The sequence below is a fragment of the Agromyces sp. Root1464 genome (genome assembly GCF_001427265.1).
GTDB classification, from domain to species: Bacteria; Actinomycetota; Actinomycetes; order Actinomycetales; family Microbacteriaceae; genus Agromyces; species Agromyces fucosus.
On record NZ_LMFU01000002.1, the window covers coordinates 1,599,939 to 1,624,149 of the forward strand.

General features: G+C 70.4%; 19 protein-coding genes. 8 read left to right on the forward strand and 11 right to left on the reverse strand.

Features of this window, described 5'->3' with window-relative positions; all coding sequences use genetic code 11:
* Window positions 1–163: 163 nt before the first annotated feature.
* Window positions 164–4,471 (reverse strand): ExeM/NucH family extracellular endonuclease, encoded by a 4,308-nt coding sequence (locus ASD23_RS13045; RefSeq protein ID WP_162248748.1) that lies wholly within the window; start codon window positions 4,469–4,471, stop codon window positions 164–166.
* 246 nt (window positions 4,472–4,717) lie between these two features.
* Here ASD23_RS13045 and ASD23_RS13050 point away from each other — a divergent pair, with 246 nt between their 5' ends.
* Complete coding sequence (locus tag ASD23_RS13050; RefSeq protein ID WP_056013181.1) at window positions 4,718–5,614, forward strand: EamA family transporter; 897 nt, start codon at window positions 4,718–4,720, stop codon at window positions 5,612–5,614.
* Between the two features lie 40 nt (window positions 5,615–5,654).
* On the opposite strand, the gene ASD23_RS13055 is transcribed toward ASD23_RS13050, so the two are convergent.
* The 3 genes from ASD23_RS13055 to ASD23_RS13065 form a co-directional block, all read right to left on the reverse strand.
* Window positions 5,655–8,138 carry a DEAD/DEAH box helicase gene (locus ASD23_RS13055; protein ID WP_082571559.1) on the reverse strand — a complete coding sequence of 828 codons (2,484 nt, stop codon included), beginning with the start codon at window positions 8,136–8,138 and terminating at the stop codon, window positions 5,655–5,657.
* Window positions 8,139–8,326: 188 nt separating this feature from the next.
* Window positions 8,327–9,070, reverse strand: coding sequence for an LGFP repeat-containing protein (locus ASD23_RS13060; protein ID WP_082571424.1), 744 nt, complete (start codon window positions 9,068–9,070; stop codon window positions 8,327–8,329).
* A gap of 246 nt (window positions 9,071–9,316) precedes the next feature.
* Window positions 9,317–9,910 carry a TetR/AcrR family transcriptional regulator gene (locus tag ASD23_RS13065; protein ID WP_056011277.1) on the reverse strand — a complete coding sequence of 198 codons (594 nt, stop codon included), beginning with the start codon at window positions 9,908–9,910 and terminating at the stop codon, window positions 9,317–9,319.
* 96 nt (window positions 9,911–10,006) lie between these two features.
* Here ASD23_RS13065 and ASD23_RS13070 point away from each other — a divergent pair, with 96 nt between their 5' ends.
* Together ASD23_RS13070 and ASD23_RS13075 are read left to right on the forward strand one after the other, a co-directional pair.
* Window positions 10,007–10,336: a hypothetical protein gene (locus tag ASD23_RS13070; RefSeq protein WP_056011279.1), complete on the forward strand. Its 330-nt coding sequence runs from the start codon at window positions 10,007–10,009 to the stop codon at window positions 10,334–10,336.
* A gap of 84 nt (window positions 10,337–10,420) precedes the next feature.
* A complete protein-coding gene (locus ASD23_RS13075) occupies window positions 10,421–12,622 on the forward strand; it encodes a hypothetical protein (protein ID WP_056011281.1) in 2,202 nt (733 codons plus the stop codon).
* 96 nt (window positions 12,623–12,718) lie between these two features.
* Here ASD23_RS13075 and ASD23_RS13080 read toward each other — a convergent pair whose 3' ends face one another.
* Complete coding sequence (locus tag ASD23_RS13080; protein WP_056011284.1) at window positions 12,719–13,441, reverse strand: DUF1353 domain-containing protein; 723 nt, start codon at window positions 13,439–13,441, stop codon at window positions 12,719–12,721.
* Window positions 13,442–13,640: 199 nt separating this feature from the next.
* Here ASD23_RS13080 and ASD23_RS13085 point away from each other — a divergent pair, with 199 nt between their 5' ends.
* The gene (locus ASD23_RS13085) at window positions 13,641–16,148 is read left to right on the forward strand and encodes a phosphoketolase family protein (protein WP_082571425.1); all 2,508 of its coding nucleotides are present in this window, start codon (window positions 13,641–13,643) and stop codon (window positions 16,146–16,148) included.
* A 67-nt stretch (window positions 16,149–16,215) separates the two neighbouring features.
* Here the strand turns inward: ASD23_RS13085 and ASD23_RS13090 are convergent, their stop codons facing one another.
* Both ASD23_RS13090 and ASD23_RS13095 read right to left on the reverse strand, forming a co-directional pair.
* Window positions 16,216–17,007 (reverse strand): hypothetical protein, encoded by a 792-nt coding sequence (locus tag ASD23_RS13090; protein ID WP_157377083.1) that lies wholly within the window; start codon window positions 17,005–17,007, stop codon window positions 16,216–16,218.
* Window positions 17,008–17,548: 541 nt separating this feature from the next.
* Window positions 17,549–18,538, reverse strand: coding sequence for an aldo/keto reductase (locus ASD23_RS13095; protein WP_056011293.1), 990 nt, complete (start codon window positions 18,536–18,538; stop codon window positions 17,549–17,551).
* A 180-nt stretch (window positions 18,539–18,718) separates the two neighbouring features.
* On the opposite strand from ASD23_RS13095, the gene ASD23_RS13100 reads away from it, so the two are divergent.
* The gene (locus ASD23_RS13100) at window positions 18,719–19,336 is read left to right on the forward strand and encodes a GyrI-like domain-containing protein (RefSeq protein WP_056011296.1); all 618 of its coding nucleotides are present in this window, start codon (window positions 18,719–18,721) and stop codon (window positions 19,334–19,336) included.
* Window positions 19,337–19,452: 116 nt separating this feature from the next.
* On the opposite strand, the gene ASD23_RS13105 is transcribed toward ASD23_RS13100, so the two are convergent.
* From ASD23_RS13105 to ASD23_RS13115, 3 genes are read right to left on the reverse strand one after another with little or no spacing between them, the layout of a single operon-like run.
* A complete protein-coding gene (locus ASD23_RS13105; protein WP_056011299.1) occupies window positions 19,453–19,893 on the reverse strand; it encodes a VOC family protein in 441 nt (146 codons plus the stop codon).
* A 51-nt stretch (window positions 19,894–19,944) separates the two neighbouring features.
* A complete protein-coding gene (locus tag ASD23_RS13110; RefSeq protein ID WP_056011304.1) occupies window positions 19,945–20,418 on the reverse strand; it encodes an SRPBCC family protein in 474 nt (157 codons plus the stop codon).
* Between the two features lies 1 nt (window position 20,419).
* Window positions 20,420–20,857 carry an ArsR/SmtB family transcription factor gene (locus ASD23_RS13115; RefSeq protein ID WP_200941714.1) on the reverse strand — a complete coding sequence of 146 codons (438 nt, stop codon included), beginning with the start codon at window positions 20,855–20,857 and terminating at the stop codon, window positions 20,420–20,422.
* A 234-nt stretch (window positions 20,858–21,091) separates the two neighbouring features.
* Here ASD23_RS13115 and ASD23_RS13120 point away from each other — a divergent pair, with 234 nt between their 5' ends.
* Window positions 21,092–21,514 (forward strand): VOC family protein, encoded by a 423-nt coding sequence (locus ASD23_RS13120; RefSeq protein WP_056011307.1) that lies wholly within the window; start codon window positions 21,092–21,094, stop codon window positions 21,512–21,514.
* 9 nt (window positions 21,515–21,523) lie between these two features.
* On the opposite strand, the gene ASD23_RS13125 is transcribed toward ASD23_RS13120, so the two are convergent.
* Window positions 21,524–21,982, reverse strand: coding sequence for a MarR family winged helix-turn-helix transcriptional regulator (locus ASD23_RS13125; protein WP_056011310.1), 459 nt, complete (start codon window positions 21,980–21,982; stop codon window positions 21,524–21,526).
* Window positions 21,983–22,102: 120 nt separating this feature from the next.
* Here ASD23_RS13125 and ASD23_RS13130 point away from each other — a divergent pair, with 120 nt between their 5' ends.
* Window positions 22,103–23,314, forward strand: coding sequence for an MFS transporter (locus ASD23_RS13130; RefSeq protein WP_056011313.1), 1,212 nt, complete (start codon window positions 22,103–22,105; stop codon window positions 23,312–23,314).
* Window positions 23,315–23,346: 32 nt separating this feature from the next.
* On the forward strand, window positions 23,347–24,189 hold the full coding sequence (locus tag ASD23_RS13135; protein ID WP_056011316.1) for an aldo/keto reductase: 843 nt from the start codon (window positions 23,347–23,349) through the stop codon (window positions 24,187–24,189).
* Window positions 24,190–24,211: the final 22 nt, after the last annotated feature.

Below are 24,211 nucleotides of genomic sequence, written 5' to 3' on the forward strand. Positions count from 1 at the left end.
CGAGTCTAACGAGCGCCGCCGACCCGCTCCGCCGCGAGGCGAGTGGGCACGCGCCGTGCTCGCACCTGGGACTGTCGAGGAGGAGTCGATGATGACGCGCACCCGCAGCATGGCGAACGGCCCCGGGCGGATCGCCCGGGGCCGTTCGCGTGCGGTTCTCGGCTCAGCCGACGTTGAGCACGAACGAACTCGTCGTACCGGTCGACGGCACCGTGATGTCGAATCGCGTCGGCCCGCTCGTACCGGCCGGAACGACGAACTGCATCGTCGCCTTGCCGATCTCATCGAGCGTCGCCGTGTACGCGCGATCGACCGGCGAGGTGTCGAGCTGCGCTCCGCCGAACGACACCACGACGGTGCCGGCGGCAGGTTCCGTGCGGCTGAAGTCGAGCGACGACAGCTTCACGCTGACCGACTCGCCCGGCGCGTACACGCCGTCGCCCTCGACATCGACACCGACCGCGCGCTGGGCGTTGTCAGGCGCGATCTCAGGGTTCACCCCGAAGTAGTCGACCATCGATTCGAGGTCGATCTTGCCGGTGTCGGCGCGTCCCGTGCCGAGGCCCAGAGTGGTGAAGTTGTCGCCACCCGCAGCGAGGAACGAGTTCGCACCCACGAGGTAGTTCGAGGCAGGGTCGATCGGCTCGCCGTTCAGCAGGATCTCGGTGATGTGCGATCCGGCCGGTGCGGTCGGGTCGTACGTGTAGGTGAGCTCCTTGTTGACGCCGAGCTTGAGGAACGGACGCGACGCTCCCGCGGGCTGCCACTGCTCCTCCAGCACCTTTTTCACCTGTGCGCCGGTGAGGTTCACCGTCACGAGAGTGTTCGCGAAGGGCTGCACGTTGGCGGCTTCGCGGTAGGTGACCTCGCCCGAGGCCAGGTCGGCCCGCAGGCCGCCTGGGTTCATGAAGGTGATGTCCACCGCGCGGGTGCCGTCGACATTGAGCGCCCACCGCTGCACGTCGGCGACGAGGTTGCCGAGCGTCGACTCACCGCCCCGGTTCTCGGGGAAGGACGACGCGCCAGCCGGATCGGAGGCCACCGCGCGACCGAAGTCGGCCTCCGCCTCGCCGAGCACGACACTGCCGAGCTCGTTCGCGACTGCGACCGCATCATCGACGATCGGCTTCACGGCGACATCGTCGGGGAAGAGCGCCGTCGTGCCGTCCATGAGGCTGTAGATCTCGTTCTTCATGGTGAAGGTCTTCGTCTTGCGGTCCCACTGGATGTCCATCTTGCTGAACCGCTCACCGTACTGGCCGCTCGAGATGACGGGCATCGGGGCGTGATCGAACAGCTCCGAGTCCGCGCTCGTCACCACGTGGTTGTACGCGAGGTGGGTGTGACCCGAGACGATCGCATCGACGTTGGCGTCGACACCGAGCACGATCTCGCCGAAGCGCGAATCCGCGTCGACCGCCGACGACTTGTCGGTCGTCGCGGCACCCTCGTGCACGAGCGCCACGATGATGTCGGCCTCACCGTTCTCGCGATTGCCGTCACTCAGCTGGTCGGCGACCCGGTTGATCGCCTCGGTCGGATCCTCCACCGTGATGTCGGCAATGCCCGCCGGGCTCACGAGGGACGACAGCTCGTCGGTGACCGCACCGACGAAGCCGATGGTCACTCCGTCGAACTCCTGGGTGAAGTACTCCGGCAGCGCAGCCGCTCCGGTGTCCTTGTCGCGGATGTTCGCGCCGAGGTACTCCCAGTCGGCCATCGGCATCACCCGATCGGTGAGGTCGGCGAAGCCCTGGTCGAACTCGTGATTGCCGACCGCGCTCACGTCGAGACCGGCCGCGTTGAGCGCCTCGATCGTCGGCACGTCGTTCTGGATGAACGACGTGAACGTCGATGCCCCGATCATGTCGCCAGCTGCGGCGAACACCGTGTTCGGGTTGCCGGCACGGATCTGCTTCACGGCCGTGGAGAGCGCCGCGATGCCACCCGACGGGGCGGACTGCTCGATGCGCCCGTGGAAGTCGTTGACCGTGACGAGGTCGATGTCGACCTTGCCGGGCACCGACTCCGAACCGACGCCGACGAGGATCGGGTCGTGGTCGCTCGAACGGAACGGCGTCGCCTCCGCCACCGTCTCGGCGGCGGGACCCCAGTACTCGCGGCCCGCCCACTCGGGAGAGTTGATCGACCAGACCGCGGTCTTCGTGACGCGGCTGTTCGCCGCGGGCGACGCGATGACGTGATCGAGCGAGCCGAGCTCACCGTCGAAGGTGTAGGTGTACTGGCCGCGCGCCTTGCTGAAGACGAGGTCGCTCCAGCCCGCGTCGATGAACACCTTGATCGGGTCCTCCTTGGCGTAGGAGTTGAAGTCGCCGACGAGGTACACCGCGTTCTTGCGCCCCTCGGAGAGCTCGTTCGCGAAGGCGAGCAGCGACTCGGCCTGCGCCGTGCGCTCGTCGTTGAAAGCGTCCTGTCCGGGCTGCGGCGACGGGTCGGTGCCGCTCTTCGACTTGAAGTGGTTCGCCACCACGGTCACGAACTGCTTGTTGTACTTGAAGGTCTGCGCGATCGGCTCCCGAGCGATGTCCCACACGGTCTCGTCGATGATCGTCTGCGCCTCGCCGCTCGGCTTCACCGATGCGGGCTTGTAGATGATCGCGTTCGTGATGACATCGGTGATCGCGGGGTCGTGGAGTGACTCGGGCGTCTTCACGTACTTCCACGTGCCGGCACCGGCCGCGGCGTTGAGTCCCGCGACGAGGTCGGCGAGCGCTTCGTCGGGCTTCTCCCCGAGTGCGACCGAGTTCTCGATCTCCTGGAGCGCGACGACGTCGGCGTCGAGGCCGTTGATCGCCTTCACGATCTTCGCCTTCTGCACCGCGAACTCTTCGGCGGTGTCGGCGCCGCGGGCCTCGGGGTTCTCCGACGTCAACGTCGTGAAGTAGTTGAGCACGTTGAACGCCGCGACCGTGATGTCGCCGCCGACGGCTGGTGCCGCGGTCGGCCGCGGGTTGCCGATGACCTTGCCTGCGGCGTCGAGGCTCGCGAACGTCGGCTTCACCGAAGCGGGGCTCGCGTCGTTGATCGGCTGAGACGGCTGCAGGCGCCACTCGTTGAATCCGAAGCCGAGCACGTAGCCCGAGGCCGGGAACGCCGCGACGTCGCCGTTGCGGACGACCGTGGCCTTCGTGAAGTAGGGCTGGTCACCCGGGTGGGCGGGGTTGTCGGTGCCGTTCGAGTTGCGGACGGCGATGCTGTACCCGTCGTCGAGCAGGATGCGGCTCGCCTTGTTCGCGGCCGCGATGTCGCTCGCCGCCTTGGTGCCGGGCAGCTGCGTCTCGGTCGACTTCACCGGCATCGCGGCACCGGCGTTCAGCCAGAGCTCGCCGAAGCGGTTGAGGTTGTGGCTCGAGACGACCTTGTACGTGCCGCTCGGCGCCACGAGCATGCCCTCGAACGCCTCGCGGGCCGCGTTGCCCACGGCAGCGGCAGGCAGCGGCGTCAGCGCGGGCAGTCCTGCCGCCGACTGCACGAGCTCGACGTTGGCGGCCTTCTCGGGGCGGAGCTGGGTCAGACCATTGAATTCCTCGACGAGGCCTGTGACGCGCACCTTGTCGCCGATCGAGACGGCGGGGTTCTCGCCGTGGAGGTACACGAAGACGCCGTCGGACGCCTTGGGCGTGGCATCCGTCGCCCCACCCGAACCGGCTGTCTGGATGTAGATGCCGTCGTAGCCACCGATGCGGTGGTCGGCCGTGACGATGCCCTCGGTGACGACCGCCTGGCCGACGAGCGGGCTCGCGGCGACGTCGGTGCCCTGGATCTGCGCGATCGTCTTGGCGACCGGCAGGACCGGTCCGCCGGCGCTGCCCGAGTTCTGCGGGGTCGGCGCCGAGACGAACGTGAAGTCCTTCGAGTTGTCGTCGGTGTCCTTGAAGCCGGTGCGCACGATGCTGCCGGGCACGGCGTTGTCGCCCGGGTACGCGGCGGCCGCGGTCTCGAAGTTCGTCGACGTTCCGTAGCCGACGTAGTCGGCCACCTGCGGGTTGTTGACGACCGATCCGTTGCCCGGGTTGATCGCACCGGGCACCTTGGCGAGGAACAGCGAGCCGTTCGTGCCGCTCGGCGCCACGGAGAAGGAGGCGTCGGCGGTGGGCAGCGCCGCACCGTTGCCGCCGTTGCTGTTGAGGCCGATGAGGTAGTAGCCGCCCGACTTGATCGTGCCGCTCAACGCGCCGACGCCGCTCGCGGGGGCCGTGCTCGTTGCCGAGCGGTACTGGATCGACCAGCCCGCGAGGGAGACGTCGGCGTTCGTCGGGTTGTAGAGCTCGACGAACTTGTTCTGGAACGGCTGGTTCGCGCTGCCTCCGCGGGCGTAGACCTCGTTGATCACGACGCCCGAGGCGTCGACCGCGGCGAACGCGGGCACGGCGCCGAGGAACCCGGCGACGAGCGTGCCCGCGGCGGCGAGCGCCACCCCGGACAAGCAGTTTCTGGTGCGACGTTGCATGACTCTCCTCATCGAACGACCACACCCCACCTCGGATTCGACGCTGCTGCGAGCACGCCGGCGGCGGGACGATTGTTCCGAAGCATAAGACTGTGCGGTGCCGCTGCCAAGGGGTTCACCTCACCCGCTCGCCCTGATTTCACGCGGAATTCACACGCGCTGCTCAAATGAGCAGATCACCGGACGGCAGTCGCACGCATGAGCAGATCGGGCCTCCCGCTCATGCCGGATACGCTGGGCAGCACCATGCTCACCGCTGTCCTCTCGCTCACCGGAGCATTCGTGTTCGGGGCGGCGGACTTCCTCGGCGGGATCGCCGCGAAGCGCATCGGCGCCGTGCTCGCCACCGCGGTCGCCGCGCTCGCCGGATTCATCGGCCTGGCCGTCGCGACCCCGCTGTCGGGTGGGGCGTGGACCGTCGCCGACCTCTGGTGGGGCGCTGCGGCCGGTGTCGCGGGAGCGGTCGCCATCGGCCTCCTGTACGCCTGCCTCGCGATCGGCCCGATGTCGATCCTCTCGCCGCTCACCGCCGTCGTCTCCGCCATCGTTCCGATGCTCTGGGGACTCGCGACCGGTGCACGCCTCGGCCCGCTCGCGCCGTGGGCGCTCGGCCTCGCGCTCGTCGCGGTCGTGCTCGTCGGCTTCGTGCCCGAGCGCGGCGCCGTCAGGCCGAGCATCACGGGCATCGTCATGGGCGTCGGGTCGGGCACCGCGATCGGCGCGTTCTTCATCCTCATCGACCGGACCTCCGATGAGAGCGGCCTCGCGCCCCTCACGGTCAACAGCGCCGTCACCGCGGCCGTCATGTTCGCCCTGGTCGGCGGGCTGGCACTCCGCATGCGGGCGAAGCGGCCCCGGATGCCGCGGGCCGACGAACCGGCGGACACCGCCATCGTCGCTCGGGACCGGGCACGCGGCATCCGTCTCGCCGTCGTCGGCGGACTCGTGAACGCGGCCGCGAACGCCCTCATCCTCTTCGGCATCCGCGCCGGCGAGCTCGCGATCGCCGCCGTGCTCGGCGCGATGTACCCGGCCGGCACGATCCTGCTCGCGGCGATCGTGCTGAAGGAGCGCATCGCGCCCGTGCAATGGGCCGGCCTCGTGCTCGCGCTGGCCTCGGCGGCCATGCTCGCGGTGGCGTGACCCGGCGGAGGAGCGTGACCCGGCGGAGGACGACGCGGCGCTAGAGCCGCACGACCTCGGTGACGCGCACGACGGCCGCGCCCTCCTCGGCCGAGGCGTCGAGGTCGACCTCGGCGCGGATGCGCCAGTCGTGGTCGCCGGCGGGGTCGTCGATCGTCTGCTCGACGCGCCACGTGCCGCCCGCGGCATCCGACTCGTCGATCGCGACCAGTCGCGGCGATCGGGCCGCGGGTCCGGTGCCGATCTCGTCGTGCTCGGCGTAGTACCGGTCGAGGGCGTCGGGCCAGCCCGCCTCGGGGTCGAGCTCGGCGAGGTCGTCGTCGCGCTCGAGGGCCGCGAGCTGCACGCGGCGGAAGAGCTCGTTGCGCACGAGCACCGTGAAGGCTCGGCGATTGGTCACGACCGACGGCGGGGCCGGCGGCACGACCGCGACCTCGTCTTCAGGGAGGTGCGCGGTGGGGTCGATGAGTTCGTTCCACTCGTCGACGAGGCTCGAGTCGACCTGGCGCACGAGTTCGCCGAGCCACTCGATGATGTCGAGCAGTTCCTCGTTCTTCGCCTCGGTCGGCACCGTCTGGCGGATCGCCCTGAATGCGTCGGAGAGGTAGCGCAGCACGAGGCCCTCGCTGCGCGCGAGCTGGTAGAAGCCGACGTATTCTCCGAACGACATGCTGCGTTCGAACATGTCGCGCACGATCGACTTCGGCGAGAGCTCGAAGTCGCGCACCCACGGCTGGCTGGACGCGAAGACCTCGAACGACTGGGCGAGCAGTTCGTCGAGCGGCTTCGGCCAGGTGACGAGCTCGACGAGCTCCATGCGCTCGTCGTACTCGATGCCGTCCTGCTTCATGCGGCCGATCGCCTCGCCGCGCGCCTTGAACTGCTGCTGGGACAGGATCGGGCGCGGGTCGTCGAGGGTCGACTCGATGACGCTCACGACATCGAGCGCGTAGTGGCCGGTGCCGACGCCGTTCTCTGCAGTGGCCTCGGGATCGAGCAGCTCGATCGCGGCGAGCGCGAACGGCGACAGCGGCTGATTCAGCGCGAAGTTCGGCTGCAGGTCGACCGTGAGTCGCACGATCGGCAGTCCCCCACCCGTCGGCGGCAGCAGCTCGGCGACGCCGGCGTCGCCCAGGGTGCGGAAGATCTCGAGCGCGCGGCGTGCGAGCTCGAACTTCCGCGCACGCGGTTCGTGGTTGTCGAAGACGAGCGAGCGGATGTCGCCGATCACATCTCCCCCGCGGGCGATCACGTTGATCAGCATCGCCGCGGTGAGCTTCAGTTGCGGCACGAGCGGCTCGGGCTCCGCCGCGACGAGTCGCTCGTACGAGGCCTCGCCCCACGTGATCTGACCCGCCGGCGCCTTCTTGCGCACGATCTTCTTGAGCTTCTTCGGGTCGTCGCCCGCCTTGCGGACGGATGCCTCGTTCTCGATCTCGTGCTCGGGCGCGAGCACGACGACCGTGCCGGCGGTGTCATAGCCGGCCCGCCCCGCCCGCCCCGCGACCTGGTGGAATTCGCGCGCCGTGAGCTGGCGCATCCGCTGTCCGTCGAACTTGGCGAGCGCGGTGATGAGCACCGTGCGGATCGGCACGTTGATGCCGACGCCGAGCGTGTCGGTGCCGCAGATGACGCGCAGCAGCCCACGCTGCGCGAGCGTCTCGACGAGCCGCCGGTACCGCGGCAGCATGCCGGCGTGGTGCACGCCGATACCCGCGCGCACGAGGCGCGAGAGGGTCTTGCCGAAGGCGGTGTTGAAGCGGAACCCGCCGAGCGCCTCGGCGATCTCGTCGCGCTGCTCGCGCGTGACCACGCGGATCGACGAGAGAGCCTGCGCCCGCTCCATCGCCGCGGCCTGCGAGAAGTGCACGATGTAGACGGGGGCCTGGCGCGTCTCGATGAGCTCCTCGACCGTCTCCTGCACAGGGGTCTTCGCGTACGAGAAGTGCAGGGGCACCGGGCGGTCGACGCCGGTGACGAGTGCGGTCTCACGGCCCGTGCGCCGCTTCAGGTCGACGGCGATCGCGGTGACGTCGCCGAGCGTCGCCGACATGAGCACGAACTGCGCCCGGTGCAGCGTGAGCAGCGGCACCTGCCAGGCCCAGCCGCGGTCGGGGTCGCCGTAGTAGTGGAACTCGTCCATGACGACCTGGTCGACGTCGGCGTCGGGCCCGTGCCGCAGCGCGAGGTTCGCGAGGATCTCGGCGGTGCAGCAGATGATCGGGGCATCCGGGTTGACCGAGCTGTCGCCGGTCACCATGCCGACGTTCATCGCGCCGAAGACCTCGACGAGCTGGAAGAACTTCTCGGAGACGAGGGCCTTGATGGGCGCCGTGTAGTAGCTGCGCCCGCCGCGGGCGAGGGATGCCGCGTGGGCCGCGACGGCCACGAGCGACTTGCCGGTGCCCGTCGGGGTGGAGAGGATGACGTTCGCTCCCGAGACGATCTCGATGATCGCCTCGTCCTGCGCGGGATAGAGCGAGAGGTCCCGGCCCTCTGCCCAGTCGACGAAGGCGAGGTACATCTCGTCGGCGTCGTACGGGCTCGGCGCGAGCTCAGGCAGGGTCGGGGTCACCCGTCGAGTCTGTCACGTCGCCGAGGACGCACCCGTGGCCGGTCGGGACCCCTCGTGTCGCACGGGACCCCGGATATCCATGGTCCCGTGCGACACGAGTGGTCCGCGGATGCCGCGCCCTGCCGGGCCACGGGCGGTCAGGCCTCGGGCGCGAAGTCCGAGCGGAGCCGGTCGAGCGTGTCCTCGTCGACGGCGTCGAGTGCGCCGGCCGCATCGGGATCGTCGCCCGACGGATCGATGACCACGACCGGTCCGGTCGACGACGACCACTCCACGGTGCCGTGCTCGAAGACGCCGCGGAGCACGCCGGTCTCGGGCACGAGGTCGACGTCCTGCACGGGCAGGCCGAGCGCCGAACGCTCCCACCCGAGCAGTGCCCAGATGTCGCGCACCATGCCGAACACGATCGCGGGCCCGTGGGCCGGGGTCCAGTAGATCGACCCGCCCTCGAAGTGCGCGAACCCTCCGGGGAGTCGTCCGCCGAACTCCGAGGCGGCGAGCGGCTGCTCGTCGGTCGTCGGGAAGCCGAGGAACGACGTCTCGCCGCCCACGCCCTGCCAGTGCTCGGCGATCGGCCCGTGCACCTCGTGGGCGCCGGTTCGCGCCGACCAGTAGACGGAGCCGCGCTCGAATTCGCGTCGGTACATCTCGCCCTCGCCGAGGCGCGTGTGCGGCGCCGTCGCCTCGCCGAGCCAGGCGTGCTCGGCGCGCTTCGCGCTGATCGCCGGCACGGCGAGGAGGAGCTGGTTCGCCGGGTCGTAGCGCACCGCGGTGCGGAAGTCGCTCCAGCTCAGCGCACGGTCGACGTGCGCGGAGCGCACCTCGCCCCGCGCGGGTGCGGCGTCGCGATGCCGGCTGAGGTGCATCATCCGTTCGGTCATCGCCCTGCCCTTCTCTGCCGGCTGCCTTCGCAACCCACCCGTGCCCCGAAACGGGGGAAGCCGGCCTGCACGTCGTGTTCGGGACTCGGTGCTGACCGGCTATCCGATCGACCACTCCGCGGTGACAGTTCCCCCTGCGGTTCGCGGAGCGGCGATCGCTAGTCACAGTACGAGCGGCACCGGATGCCGCGGATCAGGGTTATCCCTGAACTCCGCCCTGATCTCGGCGGCCCGTGCCCGCACGGTCTACGCCCGCTGCGCCGCCTCGGCGAGGAGTTCGACCGTCTGCACGATCGAGGCGCGGCGCGCCGCGCGTCGGGCCGCCGATGCCTCGCCGACTCCGACGAGCAGCTCGTCGAGGTGGCCGAGCACGGGCCAGGCGTTCACGAGCGTGACGATCGTGAGGAGGAGCTCGGCCGCCTGGGTCCGATCGAGGCCGGGCAGGAGCCGCTGAAACCCCTCGACCTTCACGCGGTGGTACTCGGCGCGGGCGGCATCGACGGCCGCGCTCTCGCCACGCTCGAGACCCTCCCAGAAGACCAGGCGCGGGATCGTCGCCTCGGCGACGTGGTGATCGAAGAGCCGCCCCGCGTAGTCGCCCGCCGCGGCCGGGCCCTCGCCGCTCATCGGCACGGCGTCCATCGTGCTGCGCAACTGCGTGGCGAGCACGGTGGCGAAGAGCTCGTGCTTCTTGCCGAAGTACTGGTAGATCCGCTCCTTGTTGACGCCGGCGTTCGCCGCGATGCGATCGATGCGTGCACCGGCGAACCCGTGCTCGCTGAACTCCGCGGTCGCGGCGTCGAGCAGGAGCCGTTTCGTGCGCTCGACGTCCCAGGCCATGTTGCCACTCTAGCAAATTTCCAACTGAACAGTTGTGGATACTGATCTCGTGTGATTCAATTGCAACCATTCAGTTGGAAACACGGAGGAATCACCATGAGCAACAGCGTCGGTAGCAGCGGCCCCATTCCCGCCACGACCGCATCGGCCCCGGCCGTTCCCCTCGCCCCGCCGTCGATCCACGTGCGCGCCGTCATCACCTGGCTCGCGATCTTCCCTCTCGTCGCCATCGGCATGATCCTCATCGGACCGGTCTCCGAGTCGTGGCATCCCGTGCTCCGCGCGTTCGCACTGACCCTGGTGGTCGTGCCGCTCGCCGTGTACGTCGTGGTGCCGCGCCTGCTCGGCGCCTACACCGCGATGCGCCGGCGCCGGGTGCAGGTACTGGCGGCCCGGGAGACCCAGGAGGCTCAGGGCCCGCACTGACCTGCACCTCCGCGACGGCACAGGCGACACGGGGCCGGTCGAGCCGCTAGCGTTCGCTGAGACGCACTCGCTCGAGGAGAATCCATGCGGATCGCACCCAGCCCCACGCCCGACGAGTCAGCAGCCCCGCCGCCGACGGACGCCGACCTCGACGCCGTCGACGACGCTGACGACTCCAGCGCCGACGGCACCCCCGACCGAGCGCCCGGCACCGCCGATTCGACGGCCGGACGCCGTGCCGCGCCATCCGGAGCCGTTGCCTTCGACCGCGCGCTCGTCGTCGTGCACGGCATGGGCAACGCGTATCGAAGCCAGATCCTGCTCGAGTGGGCCGAGCCGCTGCTCGCCCGCATGGACTGGCTGGCCCGCGACCGGGTGATCGGCGCCGACGAGCGGCACGGCGTCGCGATCCTCGAGTCCGACCTCTCGGGCGACCTGCCGATCATCACGGCGACGGTGCGCTCCCCCGGACCACTCGCGCAGGCATCGGGCAGACCCGCCGGCGAGGCCGACGACGTCGTGCAGAGGATCGCCATCATCGAGGCTCGCTGGTCGGAATCCTTCGTGCCGATGAGTCGCGGCCAGATCTTCCAGTGGGCCGTCGTCTTCATGTGGCGCATGATCTGGCGCATCCTCGACCTCTTCGTCGGCACCATGGTGCTCGTGCCCTGGTACACCCTCGTGCAGCACTGGAAGAAGGCGCCGGGGGCGTCCCGCAAGCTCCCGAGGCTCGTCGATCTCGCGATCGACAGCGTGCGTCTCGTGGTCTGCACGATCGCCTTCGCCGTCATCTGGCTGTTCCTCGTGCTGCTCGCCACGGTGCTGACCCCGATCCTGCCGCTCATCAGCCCGCTCCTGCTCATCCCGTGGTTCAAGAAGGTGGCCCAGGGATTCATCGACGGCATCATCGAGTCGATCGGGGATGTCGCCGCGTGGAAGGAGCGTCCCGTGCGCGCCTCGGCCATGAGGCTCGTCGTGCGCGACGCCCTCGCCCGCGCCAAGGAACTCGTCGGCGACGACGGCGACGTGCAGCTCTTCGCGCACTCGCAGGGCGCCGCGGTCGCGACGCTCGCGCTCTTCGAGGAGCTGACCCCGAGCGACTTCAACGTCAGCCGCCTCTCCACCGTCGGGGCCGCGGTGGTGCTGCTCGGGCGCGACCGTTGGCTCGGCCGCTCCGACGAGTACGCGCCGGTGTCGGACTGGCTCGCTCGCAACCGGGCCGCCGGCGCTGACGGCAGGGTGGACTGGGCGAACTACTGGGCGATCTGGGACCCGTTCTCCGCAGGCCCCATCGCCGATACCGCACCGGGGCGTCGCGAACGGTGGCGGAACGCCTACTTCCCCGGAGACTCCACCTCGACGGGGCCCGAGGAGCACGCCGTGCACAACACGAGCCAGCCCTTCCTCGACCACTCCGTCTACTTCCAGAACACGATCCAGGTCGTCGAGCCCACCGCACGGCACCTGCTCGGACCCGACTTCCCGCAGGCCCCGGTCGCGGTCGCGCAGGTCGAGAACCTGCTCTCGGTCATCGACAAGAAGTCGCTCGGCATCAACATGCTCGCGGCCGTCGTGATCGCCGCGATCCTGCCCGGCCTGCCGGGCGTCTACGCAGCGTTCGCGACGCTCGCGAGCTGGATCGCCGGTGCGATCGGCTTCCTGATCGGCATCTTCCCGGGCGGTCGGGATGTCGCGGAGGCCGTGCCCGCCACGATCGCAGCGGCCTCGTTCGTGACCGATCCCGAGGGCCTGAACCCGTGGAGCTGGCTCGTCGCCTCGGGCTTCACGCTCGCCGTGCTCATCTGGCTGAACCAGCGCCTCTCGACGGTCACGCGGCGCTCGCGCGAGTGGGACCGCTGCCCGATCGAGCCCCGCCACTGGCTCGTGCTGAGTTCGATCCCGCGGGCGGCCTACGTCTTCGGCGCCTTCGCCTGCGTGTGGCTCGCGATCGCCGCGTGGAGCCGGCCGCCGCTCGAATGGCTGCTGGTGAGTGCCGTGGCGCTCCTGATCATCGCGATCTTCGTCTTCGTCGAGCCGCTCTACGCGCCGGTTCCCGTGATCGTGGCAGCGCGGACCGACAACCCCGAAGCGAACACGCTGGCGGCGGCCCGAGTTCCCGCGCCGATGAAGCTCCGCGACGCGGTCGCCACCGAGGAGTTCACGAAGGACCTCGCTGCGCGCCGAGCGCTCCTCCGCCCGAAGGGCCGGCGCGCGGAGATCTGGGCCGGATGGTTCCACCACTGGCCGCAGTCGGCCGAGGCCGTGGGCACCGCGACCACCGAGTAGGACTCACGCGACCTCTTGCGTGTGGGAGGACACGCGCTCGCCGTCCTCCGTGGCGCAAACCGTCGTCAGAACGCTTGGGGGCGAGGGTACGGCGACTCAGCGCCCGCGCACCGTCGGCCGGAACACACCGGCGGGGTCGCCGCCCGTGACGAGTTCGACCGCGGCCTCCACGAGCCGGAACGGCACGACCGCCGCGACCTGCACGAGCACGAAGGGCCCAAGCCACCCGATCGAGAACGCCAGCACGAGCTGCGGCGCCGCGAGCCGGCCCCACGCGAGCGCGGCGACGGCGACGACGGCGAGCAGCGCGAGCCACAGCGGATTCCAGAACGCGGCGACGGATGCCCCGGCCACGACGATGCCGCCGAGCACCGCCTGCCCGACGAACACCGCGCCGGCGGCACCGCCGAACTGCCGCTCTCGATCCGCGGAGACCCACGCCCACATCACCGCGGCCCTGAGCAATGGAACCCGCTGCTCCCGCAGCGCCGTCCGGAACACCCGGTCGTCGACGCGACGCTGCGCGAGGGCGGCCTGACGATCGCCGAGCCGTGCGGCGAGCACCGACTGGCGGTCGTGCAGCAGAGCCGGCGCCGACTGGCGACCGTAGCTCGCGATGAGCCCCCAGAGCACGCTCGGCACGGACGCGAGGTCGGAGTCGTCGCCCGCGGCATCCTGCACCGGCACCTCGTAGCGCAGCCCGCTCACCGGGTCGACGTAGGCGAACGGCGCGCGCACCTGGAAGCGATGCCCGTCGGCGGGGCGCTGGGCGAGCAGCAGTTCGCCGAGCGGCCGATCGTCGTCGGTGAGGAATGGCATCGCGGGTCTCCTTCTTTCGGGCGGGCGCTCCCCCACCGCCCATCCTGCTCCCGACCACCGCGGTCGGGGCTCAGCCGAGCAGGAGCGCCGCCGCGAAGCGCGCCGGCGCCGGCGCCGCACGAGCCGCTCGAGACTCTCGGTGGTGCCGGCACCACGACCGACCTAGGCTCGAAGTGCACTCGAGTCGACAGGGGAAGCCATGTCCGAGGACGGCGAGCACGACGAGCACCAAGAGCACCGGCAGCGCGAACACGAACCCGGTCGCGAACCGGGAGAGCGCGGACGCGAACGGCATCAGCGCGGGGCATCCGTGCCGCTCGAGGTCGTCGACGCCTGGTGGCGCGCAGCGAACTACCTGAGCGTCGGTCAGATCTACCTGATGGCGAACCCGCTGCTCGCCCGCCCGCTCGAGCCCGGCGACATCAAGCCGCGGCTGCTCGGCCACTGGGGCACCTCCCCCGGACTGAACCTCGTCTACGCCCACCTCAATCGGGCGATCGTCGAACGCGGCACGCCGACGATCTACGTCTGCGGACCCGGTCACGGCGGGCCGGCGATGGTCGCGAACACCTGGCTCGACGGCACCTACTCCGAGCTGTTCCCAGCCGTGACCGCCGACCGCGACGGCATGCATCGGCTGTTCCGCCAGTTCTCGTTCCCCGGCGGCATCCCGTCGCACGCGGCACCCGAGACCCCCGGCTCGATCAACGAGGGCGGCGAGCTCGGCTACTCGCTCATGCACGCCTACGGCGCGGCACTCGACAACCCGGGCCTCGTGGTCGCGTGCGTCATCGGCGACGGCGAGGCCGAGACCGGTCCGCTCGCGGCGAGTTGGCGCTGCCACTCCTTCCTGAACCCCGTGACGGATGGCGCGGTGCTGCCGATCCTGCACCTGAACGGGTTCAAGATCGCGAACCCGACGCTGCTCGCCCGCATCCCCGAAGCGGAGCTCGTCGACTTCTTCCGCGGCAACGGCTACGAGCCGCTGCTCGTGACGGGCGGGTTCGACGGCGAGGACCCGATGGCCGTACACGGTCGCATGGCCGACGCGATCGACGTCGCCTACGAGCGCATCGCCGCGATCCGAGCGGATGCCGCGGCCGGCGCGTTCGCCGAGACCGCACCGCGCTGGCCCGCGATCGTGCTGCGCACCCCGAAGGGCTGGACCGGCCCGGGCGTCGTCGACGGCGTGCAGGTCGAGGGCACGTTCCACGCGCACCAGGTGCCCCTCGCCGGTGTGCGCGAGAATCCCGAGCACCTCGCGATGCTCGAGGGGTGGCTCCGCTCGTACCGCCCCGAGGAGCTCTTCGACGGCGAGGGGCGCCCGGCGCAGGCGCTCGACGCCCTGCGCCCCGACGGCGAGCTGCGCATGAGCGCGAACCAGAGCGCCCATGTCAACGGCGGCATCGCCCGCCCGCTCACACTCCCGCCGCTGGACAGGCATGCCGTCGCCGTCGACCCCGGCGAGCGCGGCGGCTCCGCCGAGGCCACCCGCGTGCTCGGCGAGTGGCTCGCCGAGGTGATGCGCGTGAACCCCGACGACTTCCGCCTCTTCGGCCCAGACGAAGTGGCCTCGAACCGCCTCGGCGCCGTGTTCGAGGTCACCGATCGGGTCTGGGCGGAGGCGATGCATCCGCTCGACGAACACCTCGCGCGCGAGGGCCGCGTCATCGAGGCGCTCAGCGAGCACCTCATGCAGGGCATGCTCGAGGGGTACCTCCTGACGGGTCGGCACGGGCTCATCACGAGCTACGAGGCGTTCATCCACATCGTCGACTCGATGTTCAACCAGCACGCGAAGTGGCTCGAGTCCGCGAAGCAGGTGCCCTGGCGGGGCGACGTCGCGAGCCTCACCTACCTGCTCTCATCGCACGTCTGGCGGCAGGACCACAACGGCTTCTCCCACCAGGACCCGGGGTTCCTGAACGTCGTCGTCAACAAGCAGGCGGACACCGTGCGCGTCTACCTGCCGCCCGACGCGAACACGCTGCTCGAGGTGATGCGGCACGCCTTCGACACGCAGAACCGGGTCAACGTGGTCGTGGCCGGCAAGCAGCCGCAACCGCAGTGGCTCGATCCGGCCGAGGCGGCGGCGCACGTCGAGGCGGGTCTCGGCGTGTGGGAGTGGGCGGGCAACGAGCCGGGTTCCGATCGAGCGGATGCCGCGGCATCCGAGCCCGACGTCGTCATCGCGTGCGCCGGCGACGTGCCGACGACCGAGGCGATCGCGGCGGCGCTGCTCCTGCGCGATCGACTGCCCGACCTTCGCGTGCGCCTCGTGAACGTCGTCGACCTCATGCGGCTGCAGGACCCGCAGCACCACCCGCACGGCCTGCCCGGCGCGGCGTTCGATGCGATCTTCACCCGCTCGGCACCCGTGATCTTCGCGTTCCACGGCTACCCGTCGCTCATCCACCAGCTGACCTACCGGCGCACGAACCACGCGAACATCCACGTGCGCGGCTTCGTCGAGCGCGGCACGACGACGACGCCGTTCGACATGCTGCACCTGAACGACCTCGACCGGTACCGACTCGCGCTCGACGTGCTGCACCGCGTGCCGGGCCTCGAGGGTGCCACCGGCATCGCGGAGATCGCCGACGAATGGCACGCGGCTCGAAGTGCCGCCCGCGAGTACGCGTACGAGCACGGCGAGGATCCCGACTGGATCACGGGCTGGCGCTTCGCGCCGTCTCCTCCGGCGTAGCCATCCGCCGTCTCACGACGACGGCGGGCGCCCGGTCTCCCGAGCGCCCGCCGCGAATACCGTCGGGTCAGGCGTCGCAGCCCCAGACGTACTTGCCGTTGTAGTACACGGGCACCATCTCCTTGCCGGTGCACGGCCCGCAGTCCTCATCGCGAGGTGCAGCCGGAAGGCCCGGGTAGAACTCGGACGTGTACGGGTTCGCGGCGGGGGCGGCCGCAGCGGCCTCGCCCGTCGCCTCACCGGAAGCGGATGCCGCGGCATCCGACCCGCCCGACCAGTCGTCGCCCTCGTCGGCGACCTGCTGGGCCGCGGCGTCGGCCGCCGCCTGGGCCGCCGCCGCCTCTGCGGCGAGCTGCGCGGCGACCGCCTGCCGGTGCGCCGCGAGTGCTGCGCCCACCGCGCCCTGTTCGGCGCGGAGCTCGGCGGCGGTCGTCACGACCGCGGCAGCCGAACTCCCGGCTCCGAGCTGGGCGATCACGGCGGTGCTCAAGGACACGAGCCCGGCGACCCCCGCTGCGCCGAGTTCGGCGCCCGCCTCGGCGACGAGCGGTTGTGCACCGCGTAGCGCCTCAGTCGCCGAACGCGCTGCCGCGGCCCCCCGGAGGGCCGTGACATCGAGCCCCGTCGCGCCGATGCCGACCTGACCGCCGACCTCGGCGATCGCGAGTTGCTTCGAACGGGAGAGGTCGGCGGCCGCCTCGGCGCTCTGCGCCTGTCCGGCGATGCCGATCGTGGCCACGATGAGGCCGGTGAGCGCGAGACCGAGCATCCGGTCGACCCGGAACCTGCCCCGGCCCGCCTCGAGCTGCCCGCCCGAGGCCCCGCTGTGCTCGAACGCCATGACTCGTTTGGTGATCATTCGATTCCTTCCTTCGTACGGACCGAGTGTTCGGATCTGCCCGTCTGCTCGACGGGTCGAAGGAGGTTCGCGGCAACGCCGGGCCTGTTCGCAGGGCACGGCGATGAGTCGCCGCGCGATGCACCCGAAATCGTCACTGTCAGCCCCCCGCTAACACCACACCTGTGCAGCGTATCGACGTTGTGACCCGAAATGGGGGCATTTCCGCCGATTTCTCGGTGCGGTGTCGCGGGCGGGCGGGTGGGCGGGTGCGTGGACTGGGGCGGGCTGGGTGACGGGCTGACGGGCTGACGGGCTGACGTGCTGACGTGCTGACGTGCTTGGAGGCTGCACTGGGGCGGGCTGGCGTTTGGGACTGCCCCAGCCGGGAGAACTCAGGACCACTCGTGTCGCACGGGACCCGTGACATCCAGGGTCCCGTGCGACACGAGTGGTCCGGTGCGACACGAGTGGTCCCCAGCCCATGGCGCGGCGGCGGGAACGGACGGCGCGCCGGGGCGCGGCGGCGCGGCTGCGCCGGGGTGACGGGGTGCCGAGGCCGCTACCAGCGCTCGTGCACGGCGGCCCGGATCTCGCGATCGTAGAGCTCGTGCACCGCCCCGTCGAACGACGGCGGCAACTGCAGCGACCCGGCCTCTGCGTTCGCACGGGCCTGCTGCGGCGAGCGCGCACCGGGGATCACCGAGCTCACGCCCGGCTGCGACGCGATCCAGGCGAGGGCGACCTGCGCGGGCGTCGCAGTCGGGGCGGCGTCGCGAGCGAGCCCGGTGAATTCGGATGCCGCGCGCACGCCCGTCTCGTAGTCGACCCCCGAGAAGGTCTCGCCGACGTCGAAGGCCTCGCCGTGCCGGTTGAAGCTGCGGTGGTCGTTCGCGGCGAAGATCGTGTCGCTCGTGTACCGGCCGGAGAGCAGCCCGCTCGCGAGCGGTACCCGGGCGATGATGCCCACGCCCGCCGCGACGGCGGCCGGCAGCACCTCGTCGAGCGGCTTCAGCCGGAACGCGTTGAGGATGATCTGCACGGTCGCGACATTCGGCCGTGCGATTGCGGCGAGCGCCTCGTCGACGCGTTCGACGCTCACGCCGTAGGCGGCGATCGAGCCCTCGTCGACGAGGGCGTCGAGGGCGCCGAAAACCCGGTCGTCGTCGTAGACGGTCGTCGGCGGGCAGTGCAGTTGCACGAGGTCGAGCGTCTCGACGCCGAGGTTCGCGCGTGAGCGGTCGACCCAGCCCCGGAAGTGCTCGGCCGAGTAGTTGGCGTGCTCCTGCGGCATCCGACGACCCATCTTCGTGGCGACGGTGACGCCCGAGCCCGGATTCGCTCGGAGCCACGCGCCGATGAGCGATTCGCTCCGCCCGTCGCCGTAGACATCGGCCGTGTCGAAGAACGTGACGCCGGCGTCGTGCGCCGCGTCGAGCACGGCGAAGGCGTCGCCCTCGGCGACCTCGCCCCAGTCGGCGCCGAGCTGCCAGGTGCCGAGGCCGATGACCGAGACCGTTCGGGCGGTGCGGCCGAGGGTGCGAGTCTGCATGATGCTCCAGTGCTGGTCGGGGGACGATCGCCGAGGACGGACGCCGAGGGCGGGCTGACGCCGGCTGGTCTGCGTCGATCGTGTCATGAGCGCGCGCCCACCGCACGCGCTGCGGGTGACACCGCCCGGCCCGACGCGGCGCCCGGGCGCCATGTCGGTGGTGCACGTGAGGCTGTCGGCATGGCTCAGACCGGCAAGTACGACGTGAAGCGCGAACTCCCCTGCTACTCCGCTCCCCGTGGCCGATTCGAGGTCATCGAGGTGCCGGAGCTCGCGTACTGCATGGTCGACGGGCACGGCGACCCCAACAGCGCGCCCGAGTACGTCGCCGCCGTCGAGGCGCTGTACGCCGTGTCGTACGCCGCCAAGTTCCAGAGCAAGCACGAACTCGATCGCGACTACGTCGTCGGGCCGCTCGAGGGGCTCTGGAGCGCCGACGACCCCGCGTCCTTCGTCACGCGCGAGAAGTCGGACTGGTCGTGGACGATGATGATCTGGCAGCCCGACTGGCTGACCCCCGAGCTCGTCGCCGAGTCGATCTCGAAGGCGACCGCGAAGGCACCGGCCGCGAGTCTCGTGCGCTTCGAGCGGCTCGCGGAGGGCCGCTCGGTGCAGACGCTGCACCTCGGCTCGTACGACGACGAGGGCCCGACCCTCGCACGCCTGCACGACGAGTTCATGCCCGGCGAGGGCCTTCGGTTCAACGGGCGCCACCACGAGGTGTACCTCGGCGACCCCCGGCGCACCGCCCCCGAGAAGCTGCGAACGATCCTCAGACAGCCGGTTGCGCCGGCCTGACCCGCAGGACGCTGCGGGCCCCTGACCGCGAGTGCGGGTCAGGCGTGCGGATGCCGCGGGGTGCCGCCCTCGATGAGGGCCGCCCCGCGGCATCCGATCGACGAATGCACGCCGCCTCAGGCCTCCTGCTCGGCGCCGAAGCGCTGGCGCGCCTCCACCGGGATGAGTGGCTGCTCGCCGCGGGCCTTGATCTGCTGCACCGCCCAGGTGTTGCCGTCGGGGTCGGCGAAGCCGAAGAAGGTACCGCCGTCGCGCTCGTCGAAGACGGTGATCTCACTCGCCTCGACGCCGCGCGAGATCAACTCGTCGCGAGCTGCCGCTGCGTCGGCGACGACGAGCTGCACGCCGTGGAGCGACCCGGGCGCCATGGCGTTCTGCGAGGGCAGCGAGCCGATCACGATCGAGCAGCCCGAGCCGCGGGGCGTCAGCTGCGCGATGTGCATGTCGCCGTTGCGCGTGTCGTGGTCGAGGTCGAATCCGACCTGGTCGCGATAGAACGCGATCGAGCGGTCGAGGTCGCTCACCGGGACGATGACGACTTCCAGTGTCCAGTCCATGAGGATGCTCCGTTCGGTGCGGTGTTCGTGGTGGCGGAGTCGGTGGAGCCGTCAGGCGGCGAGCACACCGTCGAGGCGCTCGTAGCCCTCGCGGACACCCAGCTCCATGTTGCTCTGGACCATGCCGTCGCGGGCCTCGAGGCTCGGGTAGGTGGAGTGGATGCGGAGCAGCGTGCGCCCGCCGCCGAGGTCTTCGAACGCGATCGACTCGACGGCGACGACATCGGGGAAGCCCTCGTACTCGAAGGTCTGCACCGCGAACTCGTTCTCGCGCACCGAGTGGAAGGTGCCGTTGAAGGCGTATTTCTCGCCGTCGGCGTCGACGTGCACGTAGCGGTATCCGCCCTGCGGCACGAAGTCCCAGCGCTCGACCTGCATGTCGTAGCCGTTGGGTCCGAGCCAGCGCTTGACGAGCTCGGGGTCGCGGTGCGCGTTGAAGACGGTGGCGACGGGGGCATCGAACTCTCGCTCGATCTCGATGAAGGGCAGGCCTTCGGGTGCGGTGATGGTGACGGGGTTCGTCATTTCAGTTCTCTTCTCTGGCGTGCCCGGCTGCCGCGCCGGGCTCAGCGGGGTCGCCGGCATGCGCGCTCGGCGCATGGAGGGCGACGGATGCCTCGGCGTGGGCGCCGGGGTCTTGGGCGAGCAGCGCGTCCAGTGAACGGAACTGCTGCTCGTGGATCAGCCGGTAGCGGTCGATCCACGCGGTGAGCGCTTCGAGCTGGGCCGGGTCGAGGTGCACTGGGCGGCGCTGCGCGTCACGCGTACGCGTGACGAGCCCCGCGTGCTCGAGCACCTGGATGTGCTTCGAGACGGCCTGCTTGGTGATCGCGAACGGTTCGGCGAGCTCGTTGACCGTGGCCGGCCCTCGGCTGAGGCGCGCGATGATGCCGCGGCGCACCGGGTCGGCCAGCGCCATGAAGGCACGGTCGAGCCGATCGTCTGCACCCGGATCGATGATCATTCGCCTATTCCCAACTCATTCGTTGATCAACCATTTGATTGATTAAAAGATACGACGCCCTGCAGCGGCTGTCAAGACCCCGCCGCGGCCAAGACGCAGCGGCCGGCTCCAGCTGGGGCGTGAGCAGCACAGCCGGTCGCGTGGCTGCACCACCACCCGCAGGGGGTTGCCGTCGATCGCACGAGCGACCAGTATCGGCTTCGACAGCCTCGACAGATCGAAAGGGTTCGGATCATGGTCACGCTCAACCCGTACGTCAACTTCGCCGGCAACGCGAGGGAAGCGCTGGAGTTCTATCATTCGGTCTTCGGCGGCGAGCTCACGACGAGCACCTTCGCCGAGTTCGGCCAGGCCGACGATCCGGCCGACGCCGACAAGCTCATGCACGGCCAGCTCGAAGGCGACGGCGGCATCGTGCTGATGGGCGCGGACACGCCCAGTTCGATGGGCGACCCCGGAACCGGCGGGCCGATCTCGATCTCGCTCTCGGGCGGGCCCGACGACGACGCCGTGCTCCGCGGCTACTGGGAGAAGCTGCTCGCGAGCGGCAGTGAGATCGTGCCACTGGAGGTGGCGCCCTGGGGCGACGCGTTCGGCATGTGCACCGACGGCTACGGCGTGACCTGGCTGGTGAACATCTCGGCGAACGCAGCCTGACCGCTCAGCTCAGGAGTGCACAGCCGGCAGCGCCACGCCGTGCAGCGCCTCCACGACAGGTGAGAGCTCGGGCTGCTCCCCCGCTTCGGCGAGCACCCGCTCGAGCGTCTCGTCGTGGATCGGCCGCGCCTGCTCGTAGAGCGCTCGGCCCGCAGCAGTGAGCTCGGTGTAGATGCCGCGCCGGTCGTCGGCGCAGAGGATGCGCGTGAGCAGCGCCCGGTCTTCGAGGCGGTTCACGAGCCGCGTCGTCGCGCTCGGGCTGAGCGCCGCGGCGCGGGCGAGCTGCTGCATGCGCATGTGCCAGCCGTCTTGGCGATTGAGTGCGTCGAGCACTGTGTACTCCACGACGGAGAGGTCGACGGATGCCGCGAGCGCCCGCTCGAGCTCGGCCTCGATGAGTCCGTGCAGTGCGGCGAGCGTGCGCCAGCCCTGCGCGCGCACCTCGACGGCGTCGTCGGCGATGCCCATGTCTCCTCCTCGACTCAGATAGTTGCTTGCGCTTTCTAATTGCGCATGCAAGTATTAATCCTTGCCGCGCAATAGAGCGCGTCTGCAACTATTCGTCCGAGTCTAACAGGAGAACTACCAATGCCCCTCGGTCTCATCGCCCTCGCCATCGGGGGCTTCGGCATCGGGCTCACCGAGTTCGTGATCATGGGCCTGCTGCCCGAGGTCGCAGCCGACTTCGGCGTCACCGAGGCCGCCGCCGGCTGGCTGATCTCGGGCTACGCGCTCGCGGTCGTGGTCGGCGCCCTCGGCCTGACGGCCGCCACGACCCGCCTCCCCCGCAAGCCGGTGCTCGCGGGCCTCCTCGTGCTCTTCATCGCGGGCAACGCGATCTCGGCCATGGCGCCCACCTACGAACTCATGATGACCGGCCGCGTCATCGCGGCGCTCTGCCACGGCGCCTTCTTCGGCATCGGTTCGGTGGTCGCCGCAGGCCTCGTCGCCCCCGAGAAGGCGGCCGGCGCGATCGCGATCATGTTCACCGGCCTCACCGCGGCCAACGTGCTCGGCGTGCCGTTCGGCACGTTCCTCGGCCAGGAGTTCGGCTGGCGATCGACCTTCTGGGCGATCTCGGCCATCGGCGTGATCGCGCTCATCGGCATCGCGACGCTCGTGCCGAACCTCCGCACCGACGGCCCGGCACCGAGCCTCCGCCGTGAACTCACGGCGTTCCGCTCGGGTCAAGTGTGGCTCTCGCTCGCCGTGACCGTGCTCGGTTTCGGCGGCATGTTCGGCGCGTTCACCTACATCGCGTACACGCTCACCGAGGTGAGCGGATTCGCCTCGAGCGCCGTGCCGTGGCTCCTCGTGCTCTTCGGTGCCGGCCTCGTCGTCGGCAACTGGATCGGCGGACGCCTCGCCGATCGCTCGATCGACGGCACCCTGCTGGGCTTCATCTCGGCGCTGCTCGTCGTGCTCGTGCTCTTCGCCTGGCTCGCTCCGAACCCCGTCGCCACGGTGGTGCTCCTGACCGCGATGGGCGGCTTCGGTTTCGGCACGGTGCCCGCCCTGCAGAGCCGCGTGATGCGCTTCGCCGAGGGCGCTCCGACGCTCGCATCGGGGGCGAACATCGCCGCCTTCAACCTCGGCAACGCGCTCGGCGCCTGGACCGGCGGACTCACGATCGCCGCAGGCCTCGGCTACACCTCGCCCATCTGGGTGGGCGCGATCATCACCGCCGTGGCGCTCGCCGTCATGGTCGTCGCCGCCGTGACCGCGCGGCGACTCCCCCGAGCGGATGCCTCGGGCCCCGTGCTCCTCGACACCGGATCCACCGCGGCAACCGCGGCCTGAACCCCCACTCTCCGAACACCGAAAGCGAGACCATGACCGACCTCACCACCGCCGTGCCCGCCATCACCCTCAACAACGGCGTGCGGATGCCGCAGCTCGGCTTCGGCGTCTACCAGGTGCCCGACGACGAGACGACGTCCGCGGTCGCCACCGCGCTCGACGCCGGATACCGCAGCATCGACACTGCCGCGATCTACGGCAACGAGGCGGGCGTCGGCCGGGCCATCGCCGATGCCGGCATCGCCCGTGACGACCTCTTCATCACGACGAAGATCTGGAACTCCGACCAGGGCTACGACCGGGCGCTGCGCGCGTTCGACGACAGCCTCGCGAAGCTCGGGCTCGAGCAGCTCGACCTCTCGCTGATCCACTGGCCGACGCCGGAGCGCGGGCTCTACCTCGACACCTGGCGAGCACTCGAGCGGCTCTACGCCGACGGACGTGTGCGGGCGATCGGCGTCTCGAACTTCGAACCCGAGCACCTCGACCGCCTCCTCGCCTCGAGCACCGTCGTGCCCGCGGTGAACCAGGTCGAGCTGCATCCCGCACTCCAGAACCGGGCAACGGTCGCGGCGAACGAGCGGCACGGCATCGTCACCGAGGCCTGGAGCCCGCTCGCGCAGGGCGCCGTGCTCGGCGAGGCATCCGTCGTCGACGTCGCCGCACGTCACGGGGTGACGCCCGCGCAGGTCGTGCTGCGCTGGCATCTGCAGCAGGGGCGCGTCGTGATCCCGAAGTCCGTGACGCCGAGCCGCATCGCCGAGAACCTCGACGTCTTCGGCTTCGAGCTGGCGGCCGACGAACTCGCGGTGATCGACATGCTCGAGCGCGACGGCCGCACGGGCCCGCACCCCGCCGAGTTCCACGCCGCCTGAGGCGCGGCACCAAACACCAATA

Coding starts and splice junctions, on each gene's coding strand:
- ASD23_RS13075 (WP_056011281.1), top strand. CDS start 10,421: ATGCGGATCGCACCCAGCCCCACGCCCGACGAGTCAGCAGCCCCGCCG.
- ASD23_RS13115 (WP_200941714.1), bottom strand. CDS start 20,857: ATGATCATCGATCCGGGTGCAGACGATCGGCTCGACCGTGCCTTCATG.
- ASD23_RS13050 (WP_056013181.1), top strand. CDS start 4,718: ATGCTCACCGCTGTCCTCTCGCTCACCGGAGCATTCGTGTTCGGGGCG.
- ASD23_RS13070 (WP_056011279.1), top strand. CDS start 10,007: ATGAGCAACAGCGTCGGTAGCAGCGGCCCCATTCCCGCCACGACCGCA.
- ASD23_RS13080 (WP_056011284.1), bottom strand. CDS start 13,441: ATGCCATTCCTCACCGACGACGATCGGCCGCTCGGCGAACTGCTGCTC.
- ASD23_RS13085 (WP_082571425.1), top strand. CDS start 13,641: ATGTCCGAGGACGGCGAGCACGACGAGCACCAAGAGCACCGGCAGCGC.
- ASD23_RS13055 (WP_082571559.1), bottom strand. CDS start 8,138: ATGTACCTCGCCTTCGTCGACTGGGCAGAGGGCCGGGACCTCTCGCTC.
- ASD23_RS13110 (WP_056011304.1), bottom strand. CDS start 20,418: ATGACGAACCCCGTCACCATCACCGCACCCGAAGGCCTGCCCTTCATC.
- ASD23_RS13100 (WP_056011296.1), top strand. CDS start 18,719: ATGGCTCAGACCGGCAAGTACGACGTGAAGCGCGAACTCCCCTGCTAC.
- ASD23_RS13135 (WP_056011316.1), top strand. CDS start 23,347: ATGACCGACCTCACCACCGCCGTGCCCGCCATCACCCTCAACAACGGC.
- ASD23_RS13060 (WP_082571424.1), bottom strand. CDS start 9,070: ATGACCGAACGGATGATGCACCTCAGCCGGCATCGCGACGCCGCACCC.
- ASD23_RS13090 (WP_157377083.1), bottom strand. CDS start 17,007: ATGATCACCAAACGAGTCATGGCGTTCGAGCACAGCGGGGCCTCGGGC.
- ASD23_RS13120 (WP_056011307.1), top strand. CDS start 21,092: ATGGTCACGCTCAACCCGTACGTCAACTTCGCCGGCAACGCGAGGGAA.
- ASD23_RS13095 (WP_056011293.1), bottom strand. CDS start 18,538: ATGCAGACTCGCACCCTCGGCCGCACCGCCCGAACGGTCTCGGTCATC.
- ASD23_RS13045 (WP_162248748.1), bottom strand. CDS start 4,471: ATGCAACGTCGCACCAGAAACTGCTTGTCCGGGGTGGCGCTCGCCGCC.
- ASD23_RS13130 (WP_056011313.1), top strand. CDS start 22,103: ATGCCCCTCGGTCTCATCGCCCTCGCCATCGGGGGCTTCGGCATCGGG.
- ASD23_RS13065 (WP_056011277.1), bottom strand. CDS start 9,910: ATGGCCTGGGACGTCGAGCGCACGAAACGGCTCCTGCTCGACGCCGCG.
- ASD23_RS13105 (WP_056011299.1), bottom strand. CDS start 19,893: ATGGACTGGACACTGGAAGTCGTCATCGTCCCGGTGAGCGACCTCGAC.
- ASD23_RS13125 (WP_056011310.1), bottom strand. CDS start 21,982: ATGGGCATCGCCGACGACGCCGTCGAGGTGCGCGCGCAGGGCTGGCGC.